Origin of the sequence: Pseudomonas sp. QD4 (assembly GCF_049199125.1) — a bacterium.
Lineage (GTDB): Bacteria > Pseudomonadota > Gammaproteobacteria > Pseudomonadales > Pseudomonadaceae > Aquipseudomonas.
Genome location: NZ_JBLZOM010000001.1, coordinates 1,074,857 through 1,093,438 on the forward strand (window position 1 = coordinate 1,074,857; position 18,582 = coordinate 1,093,438).

Consider the following 18,582-nt stretch of genomic DNA (forward strand, 5'->3'; position numbering starts at 1 on the left):
CTGGCCCGAGCCTGGGGCAGCGGCTACGGGGTTTGGGGGTCAGGCCAGCAGTTCAAGCATGTTGCGATGGCGGGCCTGGAAAATGCGCCGCATATAGGCATTCACCAGCAGCCACTCCAGCGGGGCACCGCCCAGCGCCTGGTAGGTCACACGGTCGGTGTAGAGGGTCCCACCTTCGGCCGCCTCCACCCGATGCTCATGGCGAAAGGCACGCATCGGCCCCTTGAGCATCTCGTCGACAAAATGGCTGGGGCCCACCTCACGGATCACCACCTTCCAGTTCGCCGGGATGACACCGAACATCCAGTGGCGAAACCTGAACTCGCGCCCCTCGGCGATCCGCAAGTCGTTGATATCGATCTCCCCCAGGGGCGTCACCGGCTCCGGAAAAATCTTCGGAAAGTTGCTGCCCTCCAGGCAGAAGTCGAGGACTTGCGCCGGGCTGCGCCCGGGAATGAAGGTGCTGCGTAACAAGACCGCCATCAATGAACAACTCCCTGTGTTGAAAAAAACCGCCACCGCAGGCCAAGAAAGAGTCTCAGCCAAGTATTAACGAGTCGATTTGACAACCTTCAGGTCATTCTTTCAGTTTCGTGATGCGGTATACACAACCGCCAGAGGCAGCACAGCCTATCTACCGCCGCCAGATCAGCGACCCTTGAGTTTGAGGTAGGACTGGTGCAGGTCCGAAGCCCAGCCGTCGATCACGCCTTTGACGTCGTTGGCCTGCATCACTTGGGTATCGTTTTCCAAGGGTTTGCCGGTGCCTTTGCGCACCACCTGGGCCAACACCGCGTCACTGCTGCCGTCGAGGAATACTGCTTCGGTGGCGAGGGTGGTTTCCTGGTCGCGGATGCCACTGGCGGTGCTGACTGCCGCAGCCACCAGGGCCACCGGGATGATTTCATAAGGCTTGAGGCCCTCGGTCTTGCTGCTGACCGCAGTGATCGCCGCCCGCACCACAATCACACCCGGGCCGGGACCGTTGGCCAGCGGCAGGGACTTACTCATCTCGCGCTGCAACGCCTGGTCGTAATAACGGGTCAGGCCGGACAAAGTGCTCTGGGGGATTTTTGCGGTGGGCTGGGGCTGAGGGTAGAACTGGGTAGGTTCGATGTACACGCTGCGGTATTGCTTCACGTCGAGCTTGGGATCGATCCAGCGCATCACCTCCACCCCCGAGGGCGACTTGGCTTCCTTGAGCCGGCTGTAATCCTTGAGGAAGCCGGAATATTCGTCGGGTTGGGTGACGCTGCTGGAGCAGCCGGTAATCCCGAGTGAGGCGATGCAAAGCATGCTTATCATCAGTGAACGTTTCATGGGTAACTCCTATCAGGGGCCAAGCGATGCTGGTTTGGAGGAGTTATAGGTATAGCCAAAACACGGCACTTTGCTGGCGCTGCGGAGTTGTTTCTACCCCCGTTACCAGTCACTTCACACGCCCGCACGCAACCGAAACTCGCCCCGATCGCTGCGGACGCACTAAAAACCTAGCGCCGGCGAAACAGCGGCCGTGGCTCGATCACCGAGCGCCCATATTGCACGCTCATGCCGACCAGACCCTTGAGGGCGTCGGTGGCGGATTTGTCTTCGCGCACGGCAAAGCTGTCGAAGCCGCACTGGCGCATATGGCTGAGCTGATCGCGCAGCACATCGCCGATGGCGCGCAACTCGCCGAGCCAGCCCAGGCGGGTGCGCAGCAGATAGGCCTGGCTGTAGGCACGGCCGTCGCGAAAGCTCGGGAAGTCCAGGGCAATCATCGGCAGCAGCTTGAGCCAGGGCTTGAGGCTTTCCACCTCGTCGTCCGGGCCCAGCCACACCGCGTCCCGCGCCGGGTGGTGCTCGATGCGCCGGATCAGCCAGCGCGCCAGGGGCAAGACCAGGGGCCCGTCGGGCAACGGGCCGTCGACCTCGCGGACCAGGGTCCAGGCATCGTCCTCCACCAGCCGCGCTTCGCCTTCCTGCAGTTGCAACAGGTTATTCATGCCAGTGCCTCCTGGGCCTTGGGGTAGACCCGCTCCTTGAACGGCTCCAGGCCGATGCGGTTGAGGGTGTCGATAAACAGCTCTTCGCTTTCGCGGTAGCGCACGAAGGTAGCGATGATCCACTCGATCACCTGGGGGATTTCAGCGGCGCTGAACGACGGACCGATCACCTTGCCCAGGGTGCTGTCGCGGCCCTGGGCGCCGCCGAGGGTGACCTGGTACCACTCGCTGCCGTTTTTATCGACCCCGAGAATGCCGATGTTGCCGATGTGGTGGTGGCCGCAGGCATTGATGCAGCCGGAGATATTGAGGCTGATATCCCCCAGGTCGTGCAGGTAATCCAGGTCTTCGAAACGCTGCTGGATACCCTGGGCAATGGGGATCGACTTGGCATTGGCCAGGGCGCAGAAATCACCGCCGGGGCAGGCAATGATGTCGGTCAGCAGGCCAACGTTGGCGCAGCCCAGGCCCTGCTCGCAGGCTTGCTGCCAGAGGTCGAACAACAGCGACTTGGGCACGTCCGGCAGGACGATGTTCTGCTCGTGGGCCATGCGGATCTCACCAAAGCCGAACTGTTCGGACCAGTCGGCCACCGCACTCATCTGCTCGGCGCGGACATCCCCCGGCGGCGACGCCATGCCTGGTTTGGTCGAGAGCACCACGCAGGTGTAGCCCGGCACTTTGTGCGGCTGCACGTTGCGCGCAACCCAGCGGGCAAACCCCGGATTCTCGGCCAGGCGCACGCCGTGGTCGAGGTCGATCTCGCTGCGCGGCGGGTAATCGGGGGCGACAAAGGCGCTGGCGACCCGCTGGTACTCGGCTTCGGTCAATTGCGCCGGGCCGTCCTTGAGGTGCTGCCATTCCTCTTCCACTTCCTTGGCGAAGGCTTCGATCCCCAGGGCCTTGACCAGGATCTTGATCCGCGCCTTGTACTTGTTGTCGCGCCGCCCGTGACGGTTGTAGACCCGCAGCACGGCCTCGACGTAGGACAGCAGGTGCTGCCAGGGCAAGCCTTCGCGAATCTGCAAGCCAAGGATCGGCGTGCGTCCCAGGCCGCCACCGACGATCACCCGCAGCAGCATTTCCCCGGACCGGGTGCGGTACAGGTACAGACCGATGTCGTGCATCATGATCGCCGCCCGATCCTCCCTGGCCGAGCAGATGGCGATCTTGAACTTGCGCGGCAGGTACAAGAATTCCGGGTTGATGGTCGACCACTGGCGCAGGATTTCCGCCAGCGGCCTGGGGTCGAGGATCTCGTCGGCGGCCACCCCGGCAAAGGCTTCGGTGGTGATGTTGCGCACACAGTTGCCGGAGGTCTGGATCGCATGCATCTCGACCTCGGCCAGGCGTTCGAGGATGTCCGGCACCTCGGCCAGCTCGATCCAGTTGAACTGCATGTTCTGCCGGGTGGTGATGTGGCCGTAGCCGCGGTCGTAGTCCCGGGCGATGCTGGCCAGGGTGCGCATCTGCCGCGCACTGAGGGTGCCGTAGGGAATCGCCACCCGCAGCATGTAGGCATGCTTTTGCATGTACAGGCCGTTCTGCAGGCGCAGCGGCAGGAACTCTTCCTCGCTCAGCTCACCGGCCAGGAATCGCTCGACCTGATCGCGAAACTGCGCCACCCGCTCAAAGACCAGGGCCCGGTCGTAATCGTCATACAGATACATGTCATTGCCTCATCAGTACTGCGCCGCTCCCTCCCGCCCCCTCCAACCTGTAGCCACTGCCGCAGGCTCGGGCCGCCCTCGGACGCTGGCCTGCCCGGACAATCGGCGAGTGCCGGAGCGATCCTGGCCCAGCAACGGGCCAGCGCAGCCTCGTGCCACGGCAGCGGCTACAGGGTTGGGGTTCGCACGCTGGAGGGGGCGGACAGGGTTCTTGTGTGATGAAGACTATGGCGCAACAGCTCAGCGCGTTACAGATTCAGGTAAATACTAAAAAACCATATCAGGGCGCGGCCGATGGCCGCAGGCAGGCGAAAAATCTGATCCGTATTAATGCAGTTTTTCTGAGCCTGTTTTGTTTCGCCCATGCTTTCTACAGTTTGCGGCATGCCAGACCGGGTGGCCTGGCAAGACTTTGCAACCGTGGAAGAATTGACCATGAGCACAGCAACAATCGAACCGGCCTACAACTACAAGGTCGTTCGCCAATTCGTCGTGGCGACCGTGGTATGGGGCGTCATCGGCATGGCCATGGGGGTGTGGATCGCCTCGCAACTGGTATGGCCGGAAATGAACCTCGACCTGCCCTGGACCACCTTCGGTCGCCTGCGTCCGCTGCACACCAGCCTGGTGATTTTCGGCTTTGCCGGCAGCGCCCAGTTTGCCGCCAGCTACTACGCGGTACAGCGTACCTGCCAGGTGCGGCTGTACTCCGACACCCTGGCCGCCTTCACCTTCTGGGGCTGGCAATCGGTGATCGTGATCATGCTGATCAGCCTGCCCCTGGGCTACACCACCACCAAGGAATACGCCGAGATCGAGTTCAGCGGCGCGGTGTGGATGACGGTGGTCTGGGTCGCCTACGCCATCGTGTTCTTCACCACCGTGGTGCAGCGCAAGACCAAGCATATCTACGTCGGCAACTGGTTCTTCGGCGCCTTTATCCTGGTGATCGCCATGCTCCACGTGGTCAACCACCTGTCGATCCCGGTGGACTGGTTCAAGTCCTACCCGGTGTATTCCGGGGCCACGGACGCCATGGTCCAGTGGTGGTACGGCCACAACGCCGTAGGTTTCTTCCTGACCACCGGTTTCCTGGGGATGATGTATTACTTCGTGCCCAAGCAGGTCGGGCGCCCGGTGTACTCCTATCGCCTGTCGATCGTGCATTTCTGGGCCCTGATCACCCTGTACATCTGGGCCGGCCCGCACCACCTGCACTACACCGCCCTGCCGGATTGGGCGCAGTCCCTGGGCATGGCCATGTCCCTGATCCTCCTGGCCCCGAGCTGGGGCGGCATGATCAACGGCATGATGACGCTCTCGGGCGCCTGGCATAAATTGCGCACCGACCCGATCCTGCGTTTTCTGGTGCTGTCCCTGGCGTTCTACGGCATGTCGACCTTCGAGGGGCCGATGATGGCGATCAAGACGGTCAACGCCCTGTCCCACTACACCGACTGGACCATCGGCCACGTGCACGCCGGGGCCCTGGGCTGGGTGGCGATGATCACCTTCGGCTCGCTGTACCACATGATCCCCAAGGTCTTCGGCCGCGAGCAGATGTACAGCACACCGCTGATCAACCTGCACTTCTGGCTGGCGACCATCGGCACCGTGCTCTACATCGCCTCGATGTGGGTCAACGGCATCACCCAGGGCCTGATGTGGCGCGCGATCAACGACGACGGCACCCTCACCTACTCCTTTGTCGAAGCCTTGCAGGCCAGCCATCCGGGGTTCGTAGTGCGCTTTGCCGGCGGCGTGTTCTTCCTCAGCGGCATGCTGCTGATGGCCTACAACACCTGGCGCACCGTACGCGTGGCCGACCTTGGCCTGGCCGAGCGCGAAGCGCAGATTGCCTGACCACCCCGGGCGCCCTCTAGCGGGGGCGCCCGCCTTGCCCGGGAGCATTCACCCATGGAAATCCTCTTCAACCTGCTGGGCGTGGCCGGCCTGTACCTGTGCATCGAGTACTGCCTGCGCCACCACAACAGCCAAAGCCTGGACGATGCCAGCCTGATTCCCTTTGCCGACGACCCGGAAGTGGCGCGCCGGGTCGAGCTGGCCACCGGCAAGAAAGTCAAGGCCGTGGCCCCCGAAGAAGCCAGGCCGGGTTGGGGCAATATCGATATTTGAGGCCTGGACCACGGTCCGGCACCGGCCCTTTGGTTTAAGCTGCACGCCTGGTTTCACAAGGACGTCTGCCATGCACACTGACCACGACACACCCGGCAAGGCCGGCCGGAACACCCTGAAAACCCTGGCGCTGCTCGGCCTGAGCCTGACGCTGGGGGGCTGCGAGTCGCTGTTCATGCTCGGCTGCATGGGCCGCACGGCGTTGCAGATCGAACCCGGACAACTGCCCGCCGCCATCGTCGGCCAGCCCTACCAGGTCAGGTTGACGGTGCCGGGGTCCCATACGCCCCTGAGCGGGTTCTACCTGGACCCGGCCACACGCTTGCCCGAGGGCATCGAGCTGCGGCAACTGGCTAATAGCGACTTCGCAGAGCTGTCGGGCACCGCGCACACCCCAGGGGTCTATCCGGTGCTGATCTACACCGCCAGCTACGGCACCCAATGCGCCGGGCAAAGCGCCGAGCGCAGCTATCAGTTGCAGGTCGTGGGGCCGTAGGCACGGCGCCGACGGCGGGATCAACCGCGTTCGCGGGGGATCAGGCTTTGCAGTTGCGCGGCGAGAAAGTTGCCGTCGAAGGCAAAGGTATCCGGGTCTTTCAGGCCGTTGGTCTTGCGCCATTGCCACGTGCCAGACGCCAGCCCCACCAGGGACACGCTGCCATAACGCGCCGCGGTCAGGCCCATCACCGCCAGTGAAATCAGACCACCGGCGCCCATCACATCCGGCACGAATTCCACCGGCTTGCCGGCGATCACGATGGTCAGTTTCTCGGTCTTGAAGGTCGAGGTTTCCACCGCCACGCTGGGGCCGAACGCGACATAGGGTTCGCGCGCGACTTCCAGCAGGTTGGGGCTCTTGACCGGGTCCAGCCATTGCTCGATCTGGTCGAACAGCTCGCCGATACGGGTGGCCCAGACCGCCGACTGGCTTTCGAACAGCTGTTTCTTGTGCGCTTCGCTCTGGGCGAATTGCTTGAGCATCTCGCCCAGTTGCTGTACGTCGTCCATTGTCTTGATCCTTGAGTAAACCGGTGTTGCGGGTCTGGATCATGGCAGATGCCAGCCACGGCCGTATGACTAAAGTGCCCGTCGGTACGGCCGACACAGAAGCACATACCCCAGCACCAGGATGGCCCCGTGCGCACCACCTCCCTCTCGTTATGGCTCGGCCTCTGCCCGGCACTGCTGCTTGGCGGCTGCTCTCAGCGGCCGCCGGCCCCCGGCGCAGCGCTCGATGGGCAACACGCCAGGCTGGTGTACATGGCCAAGGGCAGCGCGATACCGGTGATGTTCTCCAGCGGCCCGGCCAGCACCCCAACCCCTCAGCTCAAGCAAGTGGGCAAGGTGTTCGACAACACCGAACTCAAGGAAATGGGCAGTCTGGTCACCGGCTTCTCCCAGTTCGTCGACTCCTTCGGTCGCGAGCGCATGCGCTCATTGCCCAGCCGTGAGCAGATTGTCGAGGTCGGTCAGGCGTACAAGGTCAGTACCAACGTCAAGGCCCTGTACCAGACCTACAACGCCCAATACAGCCTGACCTGCCGCCCGCCCACCGTATTCCTCACCCCCAAGGGCAACAGCAGCTACCTGTTCGAATTCCTGATCCAGGTGCAGGACCAGAATCACGGCGGCTGCGACATCAAGACCTACGAACTGGGGGCCAACGGCGAACGGCGGCTAATCGAACACCCGAGCTGACAGCGCCCCCAGGCACCGCCCAAGCAGGCATGGCAACGGCCCGGGGTCGGCAGTTACGGCGAATGATATTTCCTGATAGATCGACGGGGCGTTCTCGGGGCACACTCTGCGGCCTCACAGGAGGTCATCAACAGGAGTCTTGCATGCGAACCATCGGCCTTATCGGCGGCATGAGCTGGGAGTCCAGCGCCGAGTATTACCGGCTTATCAACCAGCAGGTGCGCGAGCAGCTCGGGCCCTTGCGCTCGGCAAAACTGCTGATGTACAGCGTCGACTTCGGGCCTGTCGAGCAGGCGCAACATGCCGGACGCTGGGAGGATGCGGCGCTGATTCTGGTGGACGCGGCGCAGCGCCTGCAAGCTGGCGGCGCCGAGTGCATCGTGCTCTGCACCAACACCATGCACCGGGTCGCCGAGCAGATTCAGAACGCGGTCGAGGTGCCCTTTCTGCATATCGCCGACCCCGTGGCCCTGGCAGCGCAGGAAGCCGGCACACTCAAGGTCGGGCTGCTGGGCACGGCCTTCAGCATGGAGCAACCCTTCCTCAAGGAGCGCCTCGGCGCCCAGGGCCTGGAAGTGCTGGTGCCGGACGCCGAGGAGCGCCAGGCGCTGCACCGGATCATCTACGAGGAGTTGTGCGTGGGCATCATCAGCGCCGAATCGCGCCGGGTGTATCAGCAGGTCATCGCCTCATTGATGGCCCGCGGCGCCCAGGCGGTGATCCTGGGCTGCACGGAAATCGGCCTGCTGATCAAGCCCGAGCACAGCCCCCTGCCCCTGTTCGACACCACCGAGCTGCATGCGCGGGCGGCAGTTGCCTTTGCCTTGCAGCAGCCCTGAACCCCTCAGGGTTGGGCGCGGGATTGGCGCTTGGCCGAGGTTGTTTCAAGTAGGGCGTCGGCGCTGGTGAGGGCCAGCGCAGCCTTCGGCAGCGGCTACAGGGTAGCCGCTGACGGTGGGTCAGGCCGTGGGTGCTGGCCGCAGGCGCGCCATGCTCAGGGTGTCGACGTAACGCCCATCCCGCACGGCGTATTCGCGCAGCAGGCCTTCGCTGTCGAAACCGAATTTGTGGTACAGGGCGATGGCGGCTTCGTTGTCGGCGTACACCGTCAATTCCACGCGGCGCAGGTTCATCCAGTTGTCGGCCACATCCAATACCGCCGCCAGCAGACAGGTGCCAATGCCCTTGCCCTGCCAGGGCACCGCGACGCCCATGCCGATACTGCCGCAGTGAGCGCGGCGGATCCGCGAATACTGCTCGATGCTGCAACTGCCGATCACCGAGCCTTGATGCAGCGCCACCAGCGCCACGCGGCGCTCGTTGTCCGGGTCCAGGCGCTTGCGCCAGACCTCGCGCGACTGATACGGCATCTGCAACACCTGGCGCGCCACGGCCGGGTCGTTATAGAGGGCGGTGATGCCATCGAGGTGCGCCTCGCTGAAGCGTTCGATGACGATGGTCGGGTCACGGTGAGACATGGCAGGCTCGTCCTTGAAATCGGTGTGGCCGCCGAGTGTAAGCGGCCCGCCTCCGACTTGGCGAGCACCTCGCCCGCCTGCCGTCCCACCCGCTACTCGAACCAGTCGCGCCGCTCGTTGAAGGTGTTGAGGATCAGCTCCACCATCAACTCCACCGCCTGCGGGTGCTCGACCTGGGCATTGACCGCCATCCACGCCTGGCGCTGCATGCCCTCGGCGAACAACCCGGGCAAGGCCGTCAGCCCACGATCGAAGCAGCTCATGTAGCGCGGCAGCAGTCCGATGCAGGCGCTGCAGCGGATCATCTCCAGCATCAGTTCGTAGGCATGCACCTGCACCACCCCGGCCAGACGCTGTTCCACCAGGCTGTTCCAGGGACGCAAGGCCTCGATCTGGCGATCATGCTGCCACTGCACCAGCATGTAGTCGGCCAGGTCATCCAGGCTGTCGGGGCGCGCCGCCACCCGCGAATAGCGCTTGGCGATATGCGGCAGGTAGTCCAGACGCGCCAGGGCTCGCGGCGTATCGGTGGCGAAGCTCGGCCCGGGCGCTGGCGAGTCCACCCCGGCCAGCCACAGCACCACATCGGCGCTCAGGGCTTGCAGCGACAGCTCGCTGTCGATCGAGATGATCTCCAGGCGCACGCTGGCGTTGCGCCGCAGCAGGGCAATCAGGTCGCGGCCGAGGATGTCGTGCAGGATCGACTCGGCCACCGCCAGGCGGATCAACGGCTGCTCGATCACCGGCAACCGCCGTTCATGGGCCAGGGCGATCAACTGCGCCTGTAACTGATGGCCTTCGCGACTCAAGGTCAAGGCACTCCCGTGGTAGCTGAACAATGAGCGCTGCACCTGTTCTTCGAGCAAGGCCAGCTGCTTGCGCAACAGCGTGGCCTTGATATTGAGGCTGCGCGCCGCCTGCATGAAACAGCCACAGCGGGCGCTGGCCAGAAAGTAGCGGGCCACCTCGGGGTCGATGGCGGCCGCCAGGGCCAGCCAGGCTTCCCGAGGTTCGCCGGACGAGCGATAAGGCGCGATGCCCTGGGGTGCAGCGGGTTCTAAAAAGGCCATTGTTGACTCCCTGTCTTATGGTTATTGCATCCATTGCCGGTGGCTAAAGCGGCTCCTCCAGCACTTTGTTCAATTGCGCGCCATCGATGCTCAGGGTCGCGGTGTTGAGCATGCCTTCGAGGTAGGCCTTGGCGATCTGCTCCTGGCGTTGCGCACGCAGGGCCTGGGTCAGCCGTTCGCGCAGCTCATCGAGGCTGGCCAGGCGCGCCGGCTGTTGCTCGACGAGCTTGAGCACATGGAACCCGGCCGCGCTCTGCACCGCGTCCGAAACCGACCCGGGCTTGAGCCGCGCCACCACGCCACGCACCTCCGGCACCAGTTGCTGCAAGGGCTGCAGGCCACTGTCGCCACCGCGCCGGGCACTCTCGCGGTCCTGGGAATACTGCGCGGCCAGGGCGCCGAACTCGGCGGGCGCGGCTTGGGCCCGGCGACTCAACTCCTGGGCCTGACGCCGCACCGAATCCAGGCTTTGCGGGTCATCGAGCGCCAGGAAGATCTGGCTGACCCGGTACAGCGCCGGGGTCATCCACCCCGCCTTGCCGCTGTCGTAGGCCTGTTGCAGTTCCGCCTCGCTGGGGTAGCCCGGCGGCACCTGGCTGACCGAAAGCATGTAGTCGCGAAACACAATCTGCTCGGTGGCGGCGCGCATCTGCTGCTCGACCTCCGGGCGCTGGCGCCAGCCCTGGGCATCGGCCTGCTCCAGCACGGCCTTTTGCGCCAGGCGCGAACGAATCCAGGTTTCCAGGGCCGGACGATTGCCCCGCAGTTGCTGCCGCGACTCTTCGGGCAGCGCCGCGAGCAACGCCGTGAGCTCCGGCAGTGCCACCTGCTGATTGCCCAGGCGCGCCACCGCCGGCCCGCTTGGCTCGAGGTCGATGGCGGGCGCCGCCTGCTGGGCGGCCACCGGATCGACGCCAGGACGCAAGGCCAGGCCCACGCCCACCACCAGCAGCGCCAGGGCCCCGGCGCCGATCACCAGGCTGGGCTTTTTCACAGGGCGTGCGCCTCTTCAGTGGGGGCCGGCGCGGGGGCAGCGGCGGCGGATTCCTGGGCCTGGAGCTGCGCCGCGTGCTGGCTATATTCGCGCAGGTAGACGATGAATTCCTGCAACAGGCGGTCCCAGAGTTCCAGCTGGCTGCGCAGGTGGCTTTCGCCAACACCGGCCACCACCACGTCCATTTCCATCACCAGAAACTCGCCCTGCAACGCCAGGCGGGCAAAGCGCCGTGAGGCATTCCACAGCTGCGCCAGGCCGTCCGGCAAATCACCCTGGACCCGCAGCGCGCAGCTGTAGGTGAAATCCACGTAGCTGCCCGGCTCCGCCGCCGGGTTGCCGAAGCGCACGGCAAAACCGATGCCCTGGCTGGCGCTGAGCAGTTGCACGATGGCGTTCTGTTCGCTCTGGTTGACCCGGTAGCCGGCCTCTTGCAGCAGCTCGGTAAGGCTTGGCACGGTGACGCTGGTAATCAGTTGTGGGCTGTTCATGCAGGTTCTTCCTTGTCAGTCAGTGGTTGATCGCAGCCTGGGGGGCATCGAAGCGGTTCTGGTACAGCCCGTCGCCAAAGCCCTGGGCCAGTTCCTCGAACTTGACCCGGGCGCCGCTGGCAAACGGCTGGCGGATTTTCATCACATCGGCCACGTCGATTTTTTCGTAGGCCGCCAGTACCTCTTTGGCGACCTCGTACATCTGCTGATTCTTGACCGAACATTGCTGCACTTGTGTGTCACGTTCGGCCAATTGCCCTTGCAACCGCGCACGCTCGGTCTCTTTGCCCCGGGCCATGACCAGCAACTCGTCGTAGGCCTTCTTGAACTTGCCGGCCTGCTCGCTGCTGGCCGCCACCTGGGCCTGGGCCTGGCTGTGCAGGCTTTGCTGCTGGCCGGCCAGTTGTTCCGCCAGGGCCCGGGTCTTGTCCAGCTCGGCGGTCAGTTGCCTGATTTGCGCCTGGGCCTGCTTTGCCTGGTTTTCCGCGGCGCTGCGTGCAGCAGTGGCCTGGGCCTGTTCGCTTTGCAGGGCCTGCAATTGCGCGGTGGTGCTGCGCAGTTGGGTACGCAGGCGCTCCTCCATGCCTTCGGCCGAGGCACCGCTGGCGGCCAGGCCGCCCAAGGCCAGTAACAGGCAGCAAGCGCCTGCCCGGGTTCGCGTGTTCATGTGGCGTCTCCCTGCGCGTCAGAAGCGCGTGTTGATTTCCAGCTGCATGACGTCGACTTCAAACGGCGCGCCATACACCTCTGAAGCGCTCAGCCAACGGGCGCTGGCGTAGATGTTCTTGTCGATGCCGTAGTTGCCGCCAATGAAATAACCCTTGGCGTTGGTGCCGCCCAGGTGAAACGACGAGTCGTTGAAGCCGTCCGGCAAGGCGTCGGGCTGGATGTACTTGTAGCCAGCCAGCAGGTTCCAGTCGCCGGCCTTTTTCATCTCCAGCGCGCTGCCCAGGGTGAACTGCACCATCAGCGCGTTGGCGCCGCTTTCAAACTGGCCATTGCGGTTGATGTTGTTGACGATTTCGCCCTCGCTGCGCTTGAGCATCTCGCCCTTGTCGTAGGCCAGGTTGTGAATGAAGTTGGTCTGGCTGCGCAGCTTGAGGTCGTCCGGCAACTCGGCATCCCACACCAGGTTCAGGTCGAGCACGTCGAACTTGGACGCCAGGCCGACGTACTGCGGCTGCGGGGTCAGGCCGGGCGTGGCCGGGTTGGGGCTGATGTCGCGCAGCAGGAACACGCTGTTGCCCTTCTGCATGAAGGCCACCCGCGAACCGTCACTGTCACACGCCGGCTGCCCGGCCCAGGGTGCGCAAGGGCTGGAGCGCTGGCCTTCGATGTCGTCGAAGCGGTAGTAGGCCAATGCGCCTTTGAGGCTGTTGCCACGATTGATCCGCCAGTTGGCGCCGATCTGCCCGCCGAACAGCCATTTGTTGTCGCTGTCTTCCTTGTCCAGGCCGTTGCTGCTGGCGGTGTCGGAGCTGTACTCGACCGGGAACGCGCCCAGGGTGCCGAACAGCCCCCAATCGCTGTTGAGCGTGTGATTGAAGATCGCCGCCACGCCGTCGAAGTTGAGGTCGTTGGAATACATCATGTCGGTGGAGAAAAACGGGTTGGCGATCCGCCCGCCGGTCAGGGTCAGGTCCTGGGTAGCCTTCCAGGTCAGGTAGCCCTGGTCGAGCCAGATGTCCTTCTTGCCAAAGCCGCCGCCCAGGGTCTGGGTGGTGGATACCGGGTTGTTGTCGGAACCGGTGCCGATCCGCACGCCGGCGGTCCACTCCGGTGAAATCAGCGCTTTCATGCCCAACCGTGCACGCAGGCGGAACAGGTTTTCCCGATCTTCGCGGGTGTTGAGCAAGGGTGGCAGCTTGGTGTTGGTGTCTTTGTTGACGTCGTAGGGGCCCGTGTCGTTGAGCTTGGCGTAGTCGACGATTTCATTGCTGTTGTTGCCCGAGTAGTAGCGCGACTCGTCCCGCAGGCGAATGTCGCCGTCGAAGCTGATGCGCGACACCCAGTCGGGGAAGGTGTTGGGCTGGGCCCAGTTTTCCTGCTTGGCGGTGGCCATGACCTCGGCCTTGACCTGATCGCGGATCTGGTCGCGCACCGCCGCCGGTACGTACTGCACCCGCACATCCCCCGGGGCGGTGGCGGGGCCGGCCGCCACCGCCGTCGCATTGCTCGCCTGACGGGCCTGGCGGGCTTCGCTTTCAGCCTGGGCAATCAGCCCGTCGGCCTGTTCCTGCTTGAGCACGCCCTGCTGCACCAGCAGACGGATCAGGTTGATCGTGGCGTTTTCCGAAGGCGCAGCCGGAGCGGCCGTCGCCTGGCCGACCAGGGTCGCAATGACCATGCCGACCGCCAGGGTCAATCGATTCACGTGGGAAATCATCTGCACACAACTCCTGTAGAAAACTGCAAATAGGGTTCGATCAATCCGGACGCCGGCCCTTGAGGGACAGGCGCACCGGCAGGGTCAGCGAGGCCGGCGTGCGTTCCTTGAGCCGCGGCGTGGCGCGCAACGCCGCCAGCACCTGGGCATCGGTCTGCGGGTCGCCACTGGACTGCACCAGCTCGGCCCGGGTGACCTGGCCATCGGCGCTCAACCACAGGTCCGCCTGTACCGCGTAGGCCTTCTTGCGCAGCTCCGGGTCTTCGCGCAGCAGGCGCTGGAAGGTCGCCGCCAGGTACTGCTTGAACGTCCCGGTGCCCAGGCCGCCCCCACCGGAACCGGCCATGCCGCCGCCCTTGCCGGCGCCGATGTTGAAACCGTCGTTGCCGGACTGGGCATCGCCGTCGATCTGCATCGGGTTGGCCAGGTCCTGGGCCGGGTTGGGCGGTGCCTCTTCCTCGGGCTTGACCTGTTCCGGCTCTGGTGTCGGCTCGGGTTCGGGGACTTTTTCCTCGACCTGGGGCTCAGGCTCCTTCGGCTTTTCCGGAGGCGGTGGGGGTGGCGGCGGCAAGGGAATGATGGTCGGCACCTTGGGCGCTTCACGGCGCACGCCGCTCATGTCATTGGCCCATTGCCAGAGCAGCCAGGCCGCCACCGCGCCCAGCAGCAGGCCGGCGCCCCACTTCAACAGGCGCGCGGCGCGCGGCGTGTGCCGCACCGGTGGCAGCTGGATAGGTTGTTGTGCGGTCATGGCTCAGCCCTGGCTCGGTTTGCCGGTGACCAGCCCGACCTGGGACAGCTCCAGGCGCCGCAGCAGGTCGAGCACCTCGATCACCTTCTGGTACTGCACCGTGGCATCGCCGCGGACAATCACCGGAAAGTCCGGGCTCTGGGCCTTCTCGATGCGCAGGCGCTCTTCCAGCTCGGCCAGGGTCACCGGGTAGGCGTCGAGGAACACCTGGCCGCCGTCGTTCACCGAAATCGCCTTGGTCTTGGCCTCGGACAACGACACCGAGGCGCTGGCCTTGGGCAGGTGGATCTGGATCCCCGAGACCTGGGCGGTGGCGGTGAGGATAAACATCACCAGCACCACCATCAGCACGTCCACCAGGGGCGTGATGTTGATGCTGTCGACGGCGGCATCTTCTTCGTCGTCATGGGAGGCGTTCACGGAAGCCATGGCGGTTCTCCTCAGGCCGGTACGGAAGCGTTGGGATGGCTGACCCGCCAATGGGCGTTTTCGCTGTGCTGGCTCTCGCCGTGCATCTCCGCCAGGCGGGTGATGAACTCGTCGACGAACACCCGCATGTCGGCGCTGACCTCGCGGTTGCGGGTGATCAGGCGGTTGTAGCCAAACAGCGCCGGGATCGCGACGAACAGGCCCATGGCGGTGGCCAGCAGGGCCGCGGCCATGCCCGGGGCGATGGCGTTGATGTTGACGTCACCGGCCATGGCCGTGCCGAGGAACACCACCATGATCCCCAGCACCGTGCCCAAGAGGCCGATATAGGGTCCGCCGGCGATGGCGTTGGACAGGGTCGACAGCTTGGCGCTGAGCTGCTGGTTTTCCCGGGTGCGCACCCCGTCCATGGAGCAGCGGATGGCCTCGATGGTGGCCGCCGAGACCGACGACGTGTCGGCGCCCTGGGCCCGCCGGGTGCGGATCTCCTTGACCGCCACCAGGTACAGGCGCCACAGCGAGGAATGGGTCAGGCGCTCGGCCAGTTGCGGGTCGTCGGCGAACATTTCCAGGCGCGTGCCGATCTGCGCGAACTGCTCGCGAAAGACTTCATTGGCACTGCTGACCCGGCTGACCATGCGGTTCTTGCGCAGCATGATTATCCAGGACTGGATCATCATCCCCACCAGCACCAGGATGATCACCCAGGCGTCCACCGGCACCGCGTTGAGCAGAAAGCCCAGGCTGCCGAAACCGAAACCCGACTGCTCTTCATCGACGCCATAGGCCACCAGCTTCGACTCGGCGCCTTGGGCGCTGGCGTCGGCCAGGAGCAAGGCGGCCGGGCGCGAGACCTTGGACAGGCGCAGTTCGTCCAGGGCCCCGGTGAATGGCAGGTGGGTGCTGGCGGCGTCCGGCAGGTCGGCGCCGATGGCCAGGGGCGAATTGAACGCCGGCAGCGCCAGGGCCAGGCTCACGGTTTCGCGGCCGTTGAGGTAAAGCGCAACCCGCTCGCCCTGGGCAGTAAAGGCCAGGTGTTGCCATTGACCGGGGTTCAGCGGCTGGGTCGAAACTGCGCGCTGGCCGTCGACCTCCACGAACGGCGTGCCCTGGTTCAAGCCCAGCAACAGGCTGTGGGCGCCGTCGCGACGGGCCAGCAGCACTTGCTCGCCGCTGGCCTGGTCCAGGCGCAGCCAGCTGCTGAAGGTAAAGGCGCCACCGGCGCTGTGTTGCAGCGACGGGCTGGCCGGCAACAACAGCGGCTGGCCGCTGAACTGCAAGGCGCGGCCGATCACCCCGTCGATGCTGGCGCCCGTGGCGTTCTGCGCCGTGTTGCCGTAGGCGGTGGTGTCCTTGGCCGGCGTGCCGTTGGCGCCGTCGAAGTGGTAGATCGCGCTGTAGTTTGGATCGAAGGTCAGTTGGCCATTGGCGGTGGCCGGGGCCTTCTGGTTGCCGTAGTACATCCAGATGTCCTGGCGCTGGCCGCCTTCGACCTTGGGCACATCGACCCAGATCAGGGCCATGCCCATCAGCGGGTCGAAGCTTTCGATCTGGTGGTTGAGCACGGTCTTGTCATCGGCCGCGACAAAGCGCAGGTCGGCGCCGTCTTCCTTGACCCCGTCAAAGGTGAAGTTGCCGGTGTGCAGGCGTACCAGCAGCGCGGTACGGCCCAGGGCCTCGTTGATCGCCGCGCCCTGGGGCGTGGTGTCGACCGAAATCTGCTTGCGGTAATGCCAGTCATCCTGCCACCAGGCATGGGCCGTGGCCGGGAGCACGAAGCCCAGGCAGATCAACAGGCTCAGAAATAAGCGTTGCATGTGATGGGTTCTCCGTAAAAGTCAGAACGTCGCCTGCACACTGAAGTGCAGGCGCGGGTCGTATTTCTGGGTGTTGGGGCCGTCTTTGAGCGGGTAGCCCCAGTCCAGGCTGCCGGACAGCCACTTGCTCAAACTGGCGCGGGTGCCGAGGCCGACACTGGCCAGGCTGTACTCGTCTTCCTGTTCGGGCAGCGGGTCATGCAGGGACAGGTGTGCGCCTTCGGCGAAGGCGTAGAAGCGCCACTCCTGCACATAGCTGCCGAGAAACCTGGCCAGGGACGGCGTACGCAGCTCCTGGGACAGCAGGTAGCCCTCATCCCCCGTGCGCTCGGCGGCCAGGTAGCCGCGCACCGAGGTGGCGCCACCGGCGGAATACTGCTCGTTGGACACCAGCGGCCCGGAGGCCAGTTGGAAGCCGGCCTTGGACGCCGACTGCCAGTCGCTGGCGAAGGTGTAGGTGAAGTTCAGGTCGCCCTTGAGCACGGCAAAGCTCGGGCTCGCGGCGTCACGCTTGTACTGGAACTCCTCCGCATCGCTGCCGTAGCCGAAAAAGCTGCGGGTGCCGACGATCAGGTTCAGGCCCAGCCCCAGCTGCGATGTTTCGCTGTAGCGGTAGCCGTTGTAGCCAAAGGTCAGCGGCGCGTACTTGAGCGGGATCTGGTCGCTGCTGGAGCCGAAACGCATCTGCTCGTCGAAGTCCTTGAAATCCACCCCCACGGACAACGAGTTGGCCCAGTTGCCGGCGGCCGGCAGGCTGTAGATCGCCGACACGCCGTAGGAATGGCCCTTGCCCAGCACGTTGCTGCCGCCGATGGTGGCGATGTTGCTGTCGGACTGATAGCCGGAGAACTGCAGGCTCCAGCGCTCGCTCAAGGGCGCGCTGTAGGAGCCCGACCAGACCTTGGCGTTGGCGCTGTCCTGGGGCGCGGTGAAGTAGGTCAGGGAAATGCTGTGCCCCAGTTGCCAGAGGTTGTCGTAGCCCAGGGTGGCGACGCTGCGCAGCTTCTCGGTGTCGGCGCTGTAGTCGTTGTTCAGGCCAAGGCTGGCGTGCCACGGATTCTGGTCCTCCACCTGCAGGTCGACGTCCATGGTTCCCGGGCGCTGGCCTTCACGCACCAGCGGCGTGACCTGGCGCCCGGCGCTGCGGTTGAGGCCGGCGAGCTGGGTCTGCACCCGGGCGAAATCCGGCACCTGGCCTTCCTGCAGCGCCGGCACCTCGTCGCGGATCTCCACCGGCGAATAGTGCTTGGCGCCGACCACACGCACCCGGCCGACCTTGGTCTCGCTGACTTGCAGGTAGACGATACCGTCATCGACCTTCTGCTCCGGCAGCTCGACAAACACCGACTGATAGCCTTGGGCCTGGTAGACCTTCTGCAAGGCATCGCGCGCGCCTTCGATATCGCTCAAGGCCTTTTGCGGGCCGAGAAACGGGTACACCGCCTCCTCGATGGCCCGGGCGTCGAGCACCGTGTTGCCGCGCACAAAGTACTCGTTGACGTCCACCAGCCGTGGCGCCGGCTCCGCGCCCTGCCCCACAGGTGCCTCGTCGGCCTGGGCCGTCGGCACCAGCGCCCCCAGCGCCAGCCAGCCGCACAGCGCCAGGCCGCGCCCGCCCGCCGCCGGCCGCTTTGACTTGAACAGATGCTCCACACCGCCCCCTAGATTGCCGAAATT

20 protein-coding genes are annotated in these 18,582 nt (G+C 64.9%); 5 read left to right on the top strand and 15 right to left on the bottom strand.

All coding sequences use genetic code 11. The features are described 5' to 3' along the window. Window positions 1-39: 39 nt before the first annotated feature. From ACOZJV_RS04765 to ACOZJV_RS04780, 4 genes are all read right to left on the bottom strand, one after another. Window positions 40-483: an SRPBCC family protein gene (locus ACOZJV_RS04765; protein ID WP_201130789.1), complete on the bottom strand. Its 444-nt coding sequence runs from the start codon at window positions 481-483 to the stop codon at window positions 40-42. A 165-nt stretch (window positions 484-648) separates the two neighbouring features. Then, complete coding sequence (locus ACOZJV_RS04770) at window positions 649-1,320, bottom strand: DUF3313 domain-containing protein (RefSeq protein ID WP_201130788.1); 672 nt, start codon at window positions 1,318-1,320, stop codon at window positions 649-651. Between the two features lie 170 nt (window positions 1,321-1,490). Next, complete coding sequence (locus ACOZJV_RS04775; protein WP_078472090.1) at window positions 1,491-1,985, bottom strand: DUF934 domain-containing protein; 495 nt, start codon at window positions 1,983-1,985, stop codon at window positions 1,491-1,493. Continuing rightward, window positions 1,982-3,655: a nitrite/sulfite reductase gene (locus ACOZJV_RS04780; protein WP_078472089.1), complete on the bottom strand. Its 1,674-nt coding sequence runs from the start codon at window positions 3,653-3,655 to the stop codon at window positions 1,982-1,984. Before ACOZJV_RS04780 ends, ACOZJV_RS04775 begins: the two co-directional genes overlap by 4 nt. Before the next feature lie 435 nt (window positions 3,656-4,090). Between ACOZJV_RS04780 and ccoN the strand changes: the two genes are divergently transcribed. The 3 genes from ccoN (at window position 4,091) to ACOZJV_RS04795 (ending at window position 6,287) form a co-directional block, all read left to right on the top strand. Further along, on the top strand, window positions 4,091-5,518 hold the full coding sequence (ccoN, locus tag ACOZJV_RS04785) for a cytochrome-c oxidase, cbb3-type subunit I (protein ID WP_078472282.1): 1,428 nt from the start codon (window positions 4,091-4,093) through the stop codon (window positions 5,516-5,518). 54 nt (window positions 5,519-5,572) lie between these two features. Continuing rightward, window positions 5,573-5,791, top strand: coding sequence for a hypothetical protein (locus ACOZJV_RS04790; RefSeq protein WP_078472088.1), 219 nt, complete (start codon window positions 5,573-5,575; stop codon window positions 5,789-5,791). A gap of 70 nt (window positions 5,792-5,861) precedes the next feature. Next, window positions 5,862-6,287: a hypothetical protein gene (locus tag ACOZJV_RS04795; RefSeq protein ID WP_421546967.1), complete on the top strand. Its 426-nt coding sequence runs from the start codon at window positions 5,862-5,864 to the stop codon at window positions 6,285-6,287. Between the two features lie 20 nt (window positions 6,288-6,307). On the opposite strand, the gene ACOZJV_RS04800 is transcribed toward ACOZJV_RS04795, so the two are convergent. Beyond that, a complete protein-coding gene (locus tag ACOZJV_RS04800; RefSeq protein WP_078472087.1) occupies window positions 6,308-6,799 on the bottom strand; it encodes a hypothetical protein in 492 nt (163 codons plus the stop codon). Window positions 6,800-6,928: 129 nt separating this feature from the next. Here ACOZJV_RS04800 and ACOZJV_RS04805 point away from each other — a divergent pair, with 129 nt between their 5' ends. Continuing rightward, the gene (locus ACOZJV_RS04805) at window positions 6,929-7,489 is read left to right on the top strand and encodes a hypothetical protein (protein WP_421546968.1); all 561 of its coding nucleotides are present in this window, start codon (window positions 6,929-6,931) and stop codon (window positions 7,487-7,489) included. Between the two features lie 143 nt (window positions 7,490-7,632). Continuing rightward, window positions 7,633-8,328: an aspartate/glutamate racemase family protein gene (locus tag ACOZJV_RS04810; RefSeq protein ID WP_421546969.1), complete on the top strand. Its 696-nt coding sequence runs from the start codon at window positions 7,633-7,635 to the stop codon at window positions 8,326-8,328. A 120-nt stretch (window positions 8,329-8,448) separates the two neighbouring features. On the opposite strand, the gene ACOZJV_RS04815 is transcribed toward ACOZJV_RS04810, so the two are convergent. From ACOZJV_RS04815 to ACOZJV_RS04860, 10 genes are all read right to left on the bottom strand, one after another. Further along, window positions 8,449-8,967, bottom strand: a complete 519-nt coding sequence (locus tag ACOZJV_RS04815) for a GNAT family N-acetyltransferase (protein WP_078472084.1) — start codon at window positions 8,965-8,967, stop codon at window positions 8,449-8,451. Window positions 8,968-9,059: 92 nt separating this feature from the next. Continuing rightward, on the bottom strand, window positions 9,060-10,037 hold the full coding sequence (locus tag ACOZJV_RS04820; RefSeq protein ID WP_078472083.1) for a LysR family transcriptional regulator: 978 nt from the start codon (window positions 10,035-10,037) through the stop codon (window positions 9,060-9,062). A 43-nt stretch (window positions 10,038-10,080) separates the two neighbouring features. After that, on the bottom strand, window positions 10,081-11,031 hold the full coding sequence (locus ACOZJV_RS04825; protein WP_421546970.1) for a peptidylprolyl isomerase: 951 nt from the start codon (window positions 11,029-11,031) through the stop codon (window positions 10,081-10,083). Next, window positions 11,028-11,522 (bottom strand): YbjN domain-containing protein, encoded by a 495-nt coding sequence (locus ACOZJV_RS04830; protein WP_078472081.1) that lies wholly within the window; start codon window positions 11,520-11,522, stop codon window positions 11,028-11,030. Before ACOZJV_RS04830 ends, ACOZJV_RS04825 begins: the two co-directional genes overlap by 4 nt. A 19-nt stretch (window positions 11,523-11,541) precedes the next feature. Further along, window positions 11,542-12,189, bottom strand: coding sequence for a DNA repair protein (locus tag ACOZJV_RS04835; protein ID WP_078472080.1), 648 nt, complete (start codon window positions 12,187-12,189; stop codon window positions 11,542-11,544). 18 nt (window positions 12,190-12,207) lie between these two features. Then, window positions 12,208-13,908, bottom strand: coding sequence for a putative porin (locus ACOZJV_RS04840; RefSeq protein ID WP_078472079.1), 1,701 nt, complete (start codon window positions 13,906-13,908; stop codon window positions 12,208-12,210). Between the two features lie 40 nt (window positions 13,909-13,948). Then, a complete protein-coding gene (locus ACOZJV_RS04845; RefSeq protein ID WP_078472078.1) occupies window positions 13,949-14,659 on the bottom strand; it encodes an energy transducer TonB family protein in 711 nt (236 codons plus the stop codon). 3 nt (window positions 14,660-14,662) lie between these two features. Then, on the bottom strand, window positions 14,663-15,088 hold the full coding sequence (locus tag ACOZJV_RS04850; protein ID WP_020294495.1) for an ExbD/TolR family protein: 426 nt from the start codon (window positions 15,086-15,088) through the stop codon (window positions 14,663-14,665). A gap of 11 nt (window positions 15,089-15,099) precedes the next feature. Beyond that, window positions 15,100-16,905, bottom strand: a complete 1,806-nt coding sequence (locus tag ACOZJV_RS04855) for a DUF2341 domain-containing protein (RefSeq protein WP_421546971.1) — start codon at window positions 16,903-16,905, stop codon at window positions 15,100-15,102. A gap of 21 nt (window positions 16,906-16,926) precedes the next feature. Then, window positions 16,927-18,558, bottom strand: a complete 1,632-nt coding sequence (locus ACOZJV_RS04860; protein WP_421547582.1) for a ShlB/FhaC/HecB family hemolysin secretion/activation protein — start codon at window positions 18,556-18,558, stop codon at window positions 16,927-16,929. Window positions 18,559-18,582 lie beyond the last annotated feature (24 nt).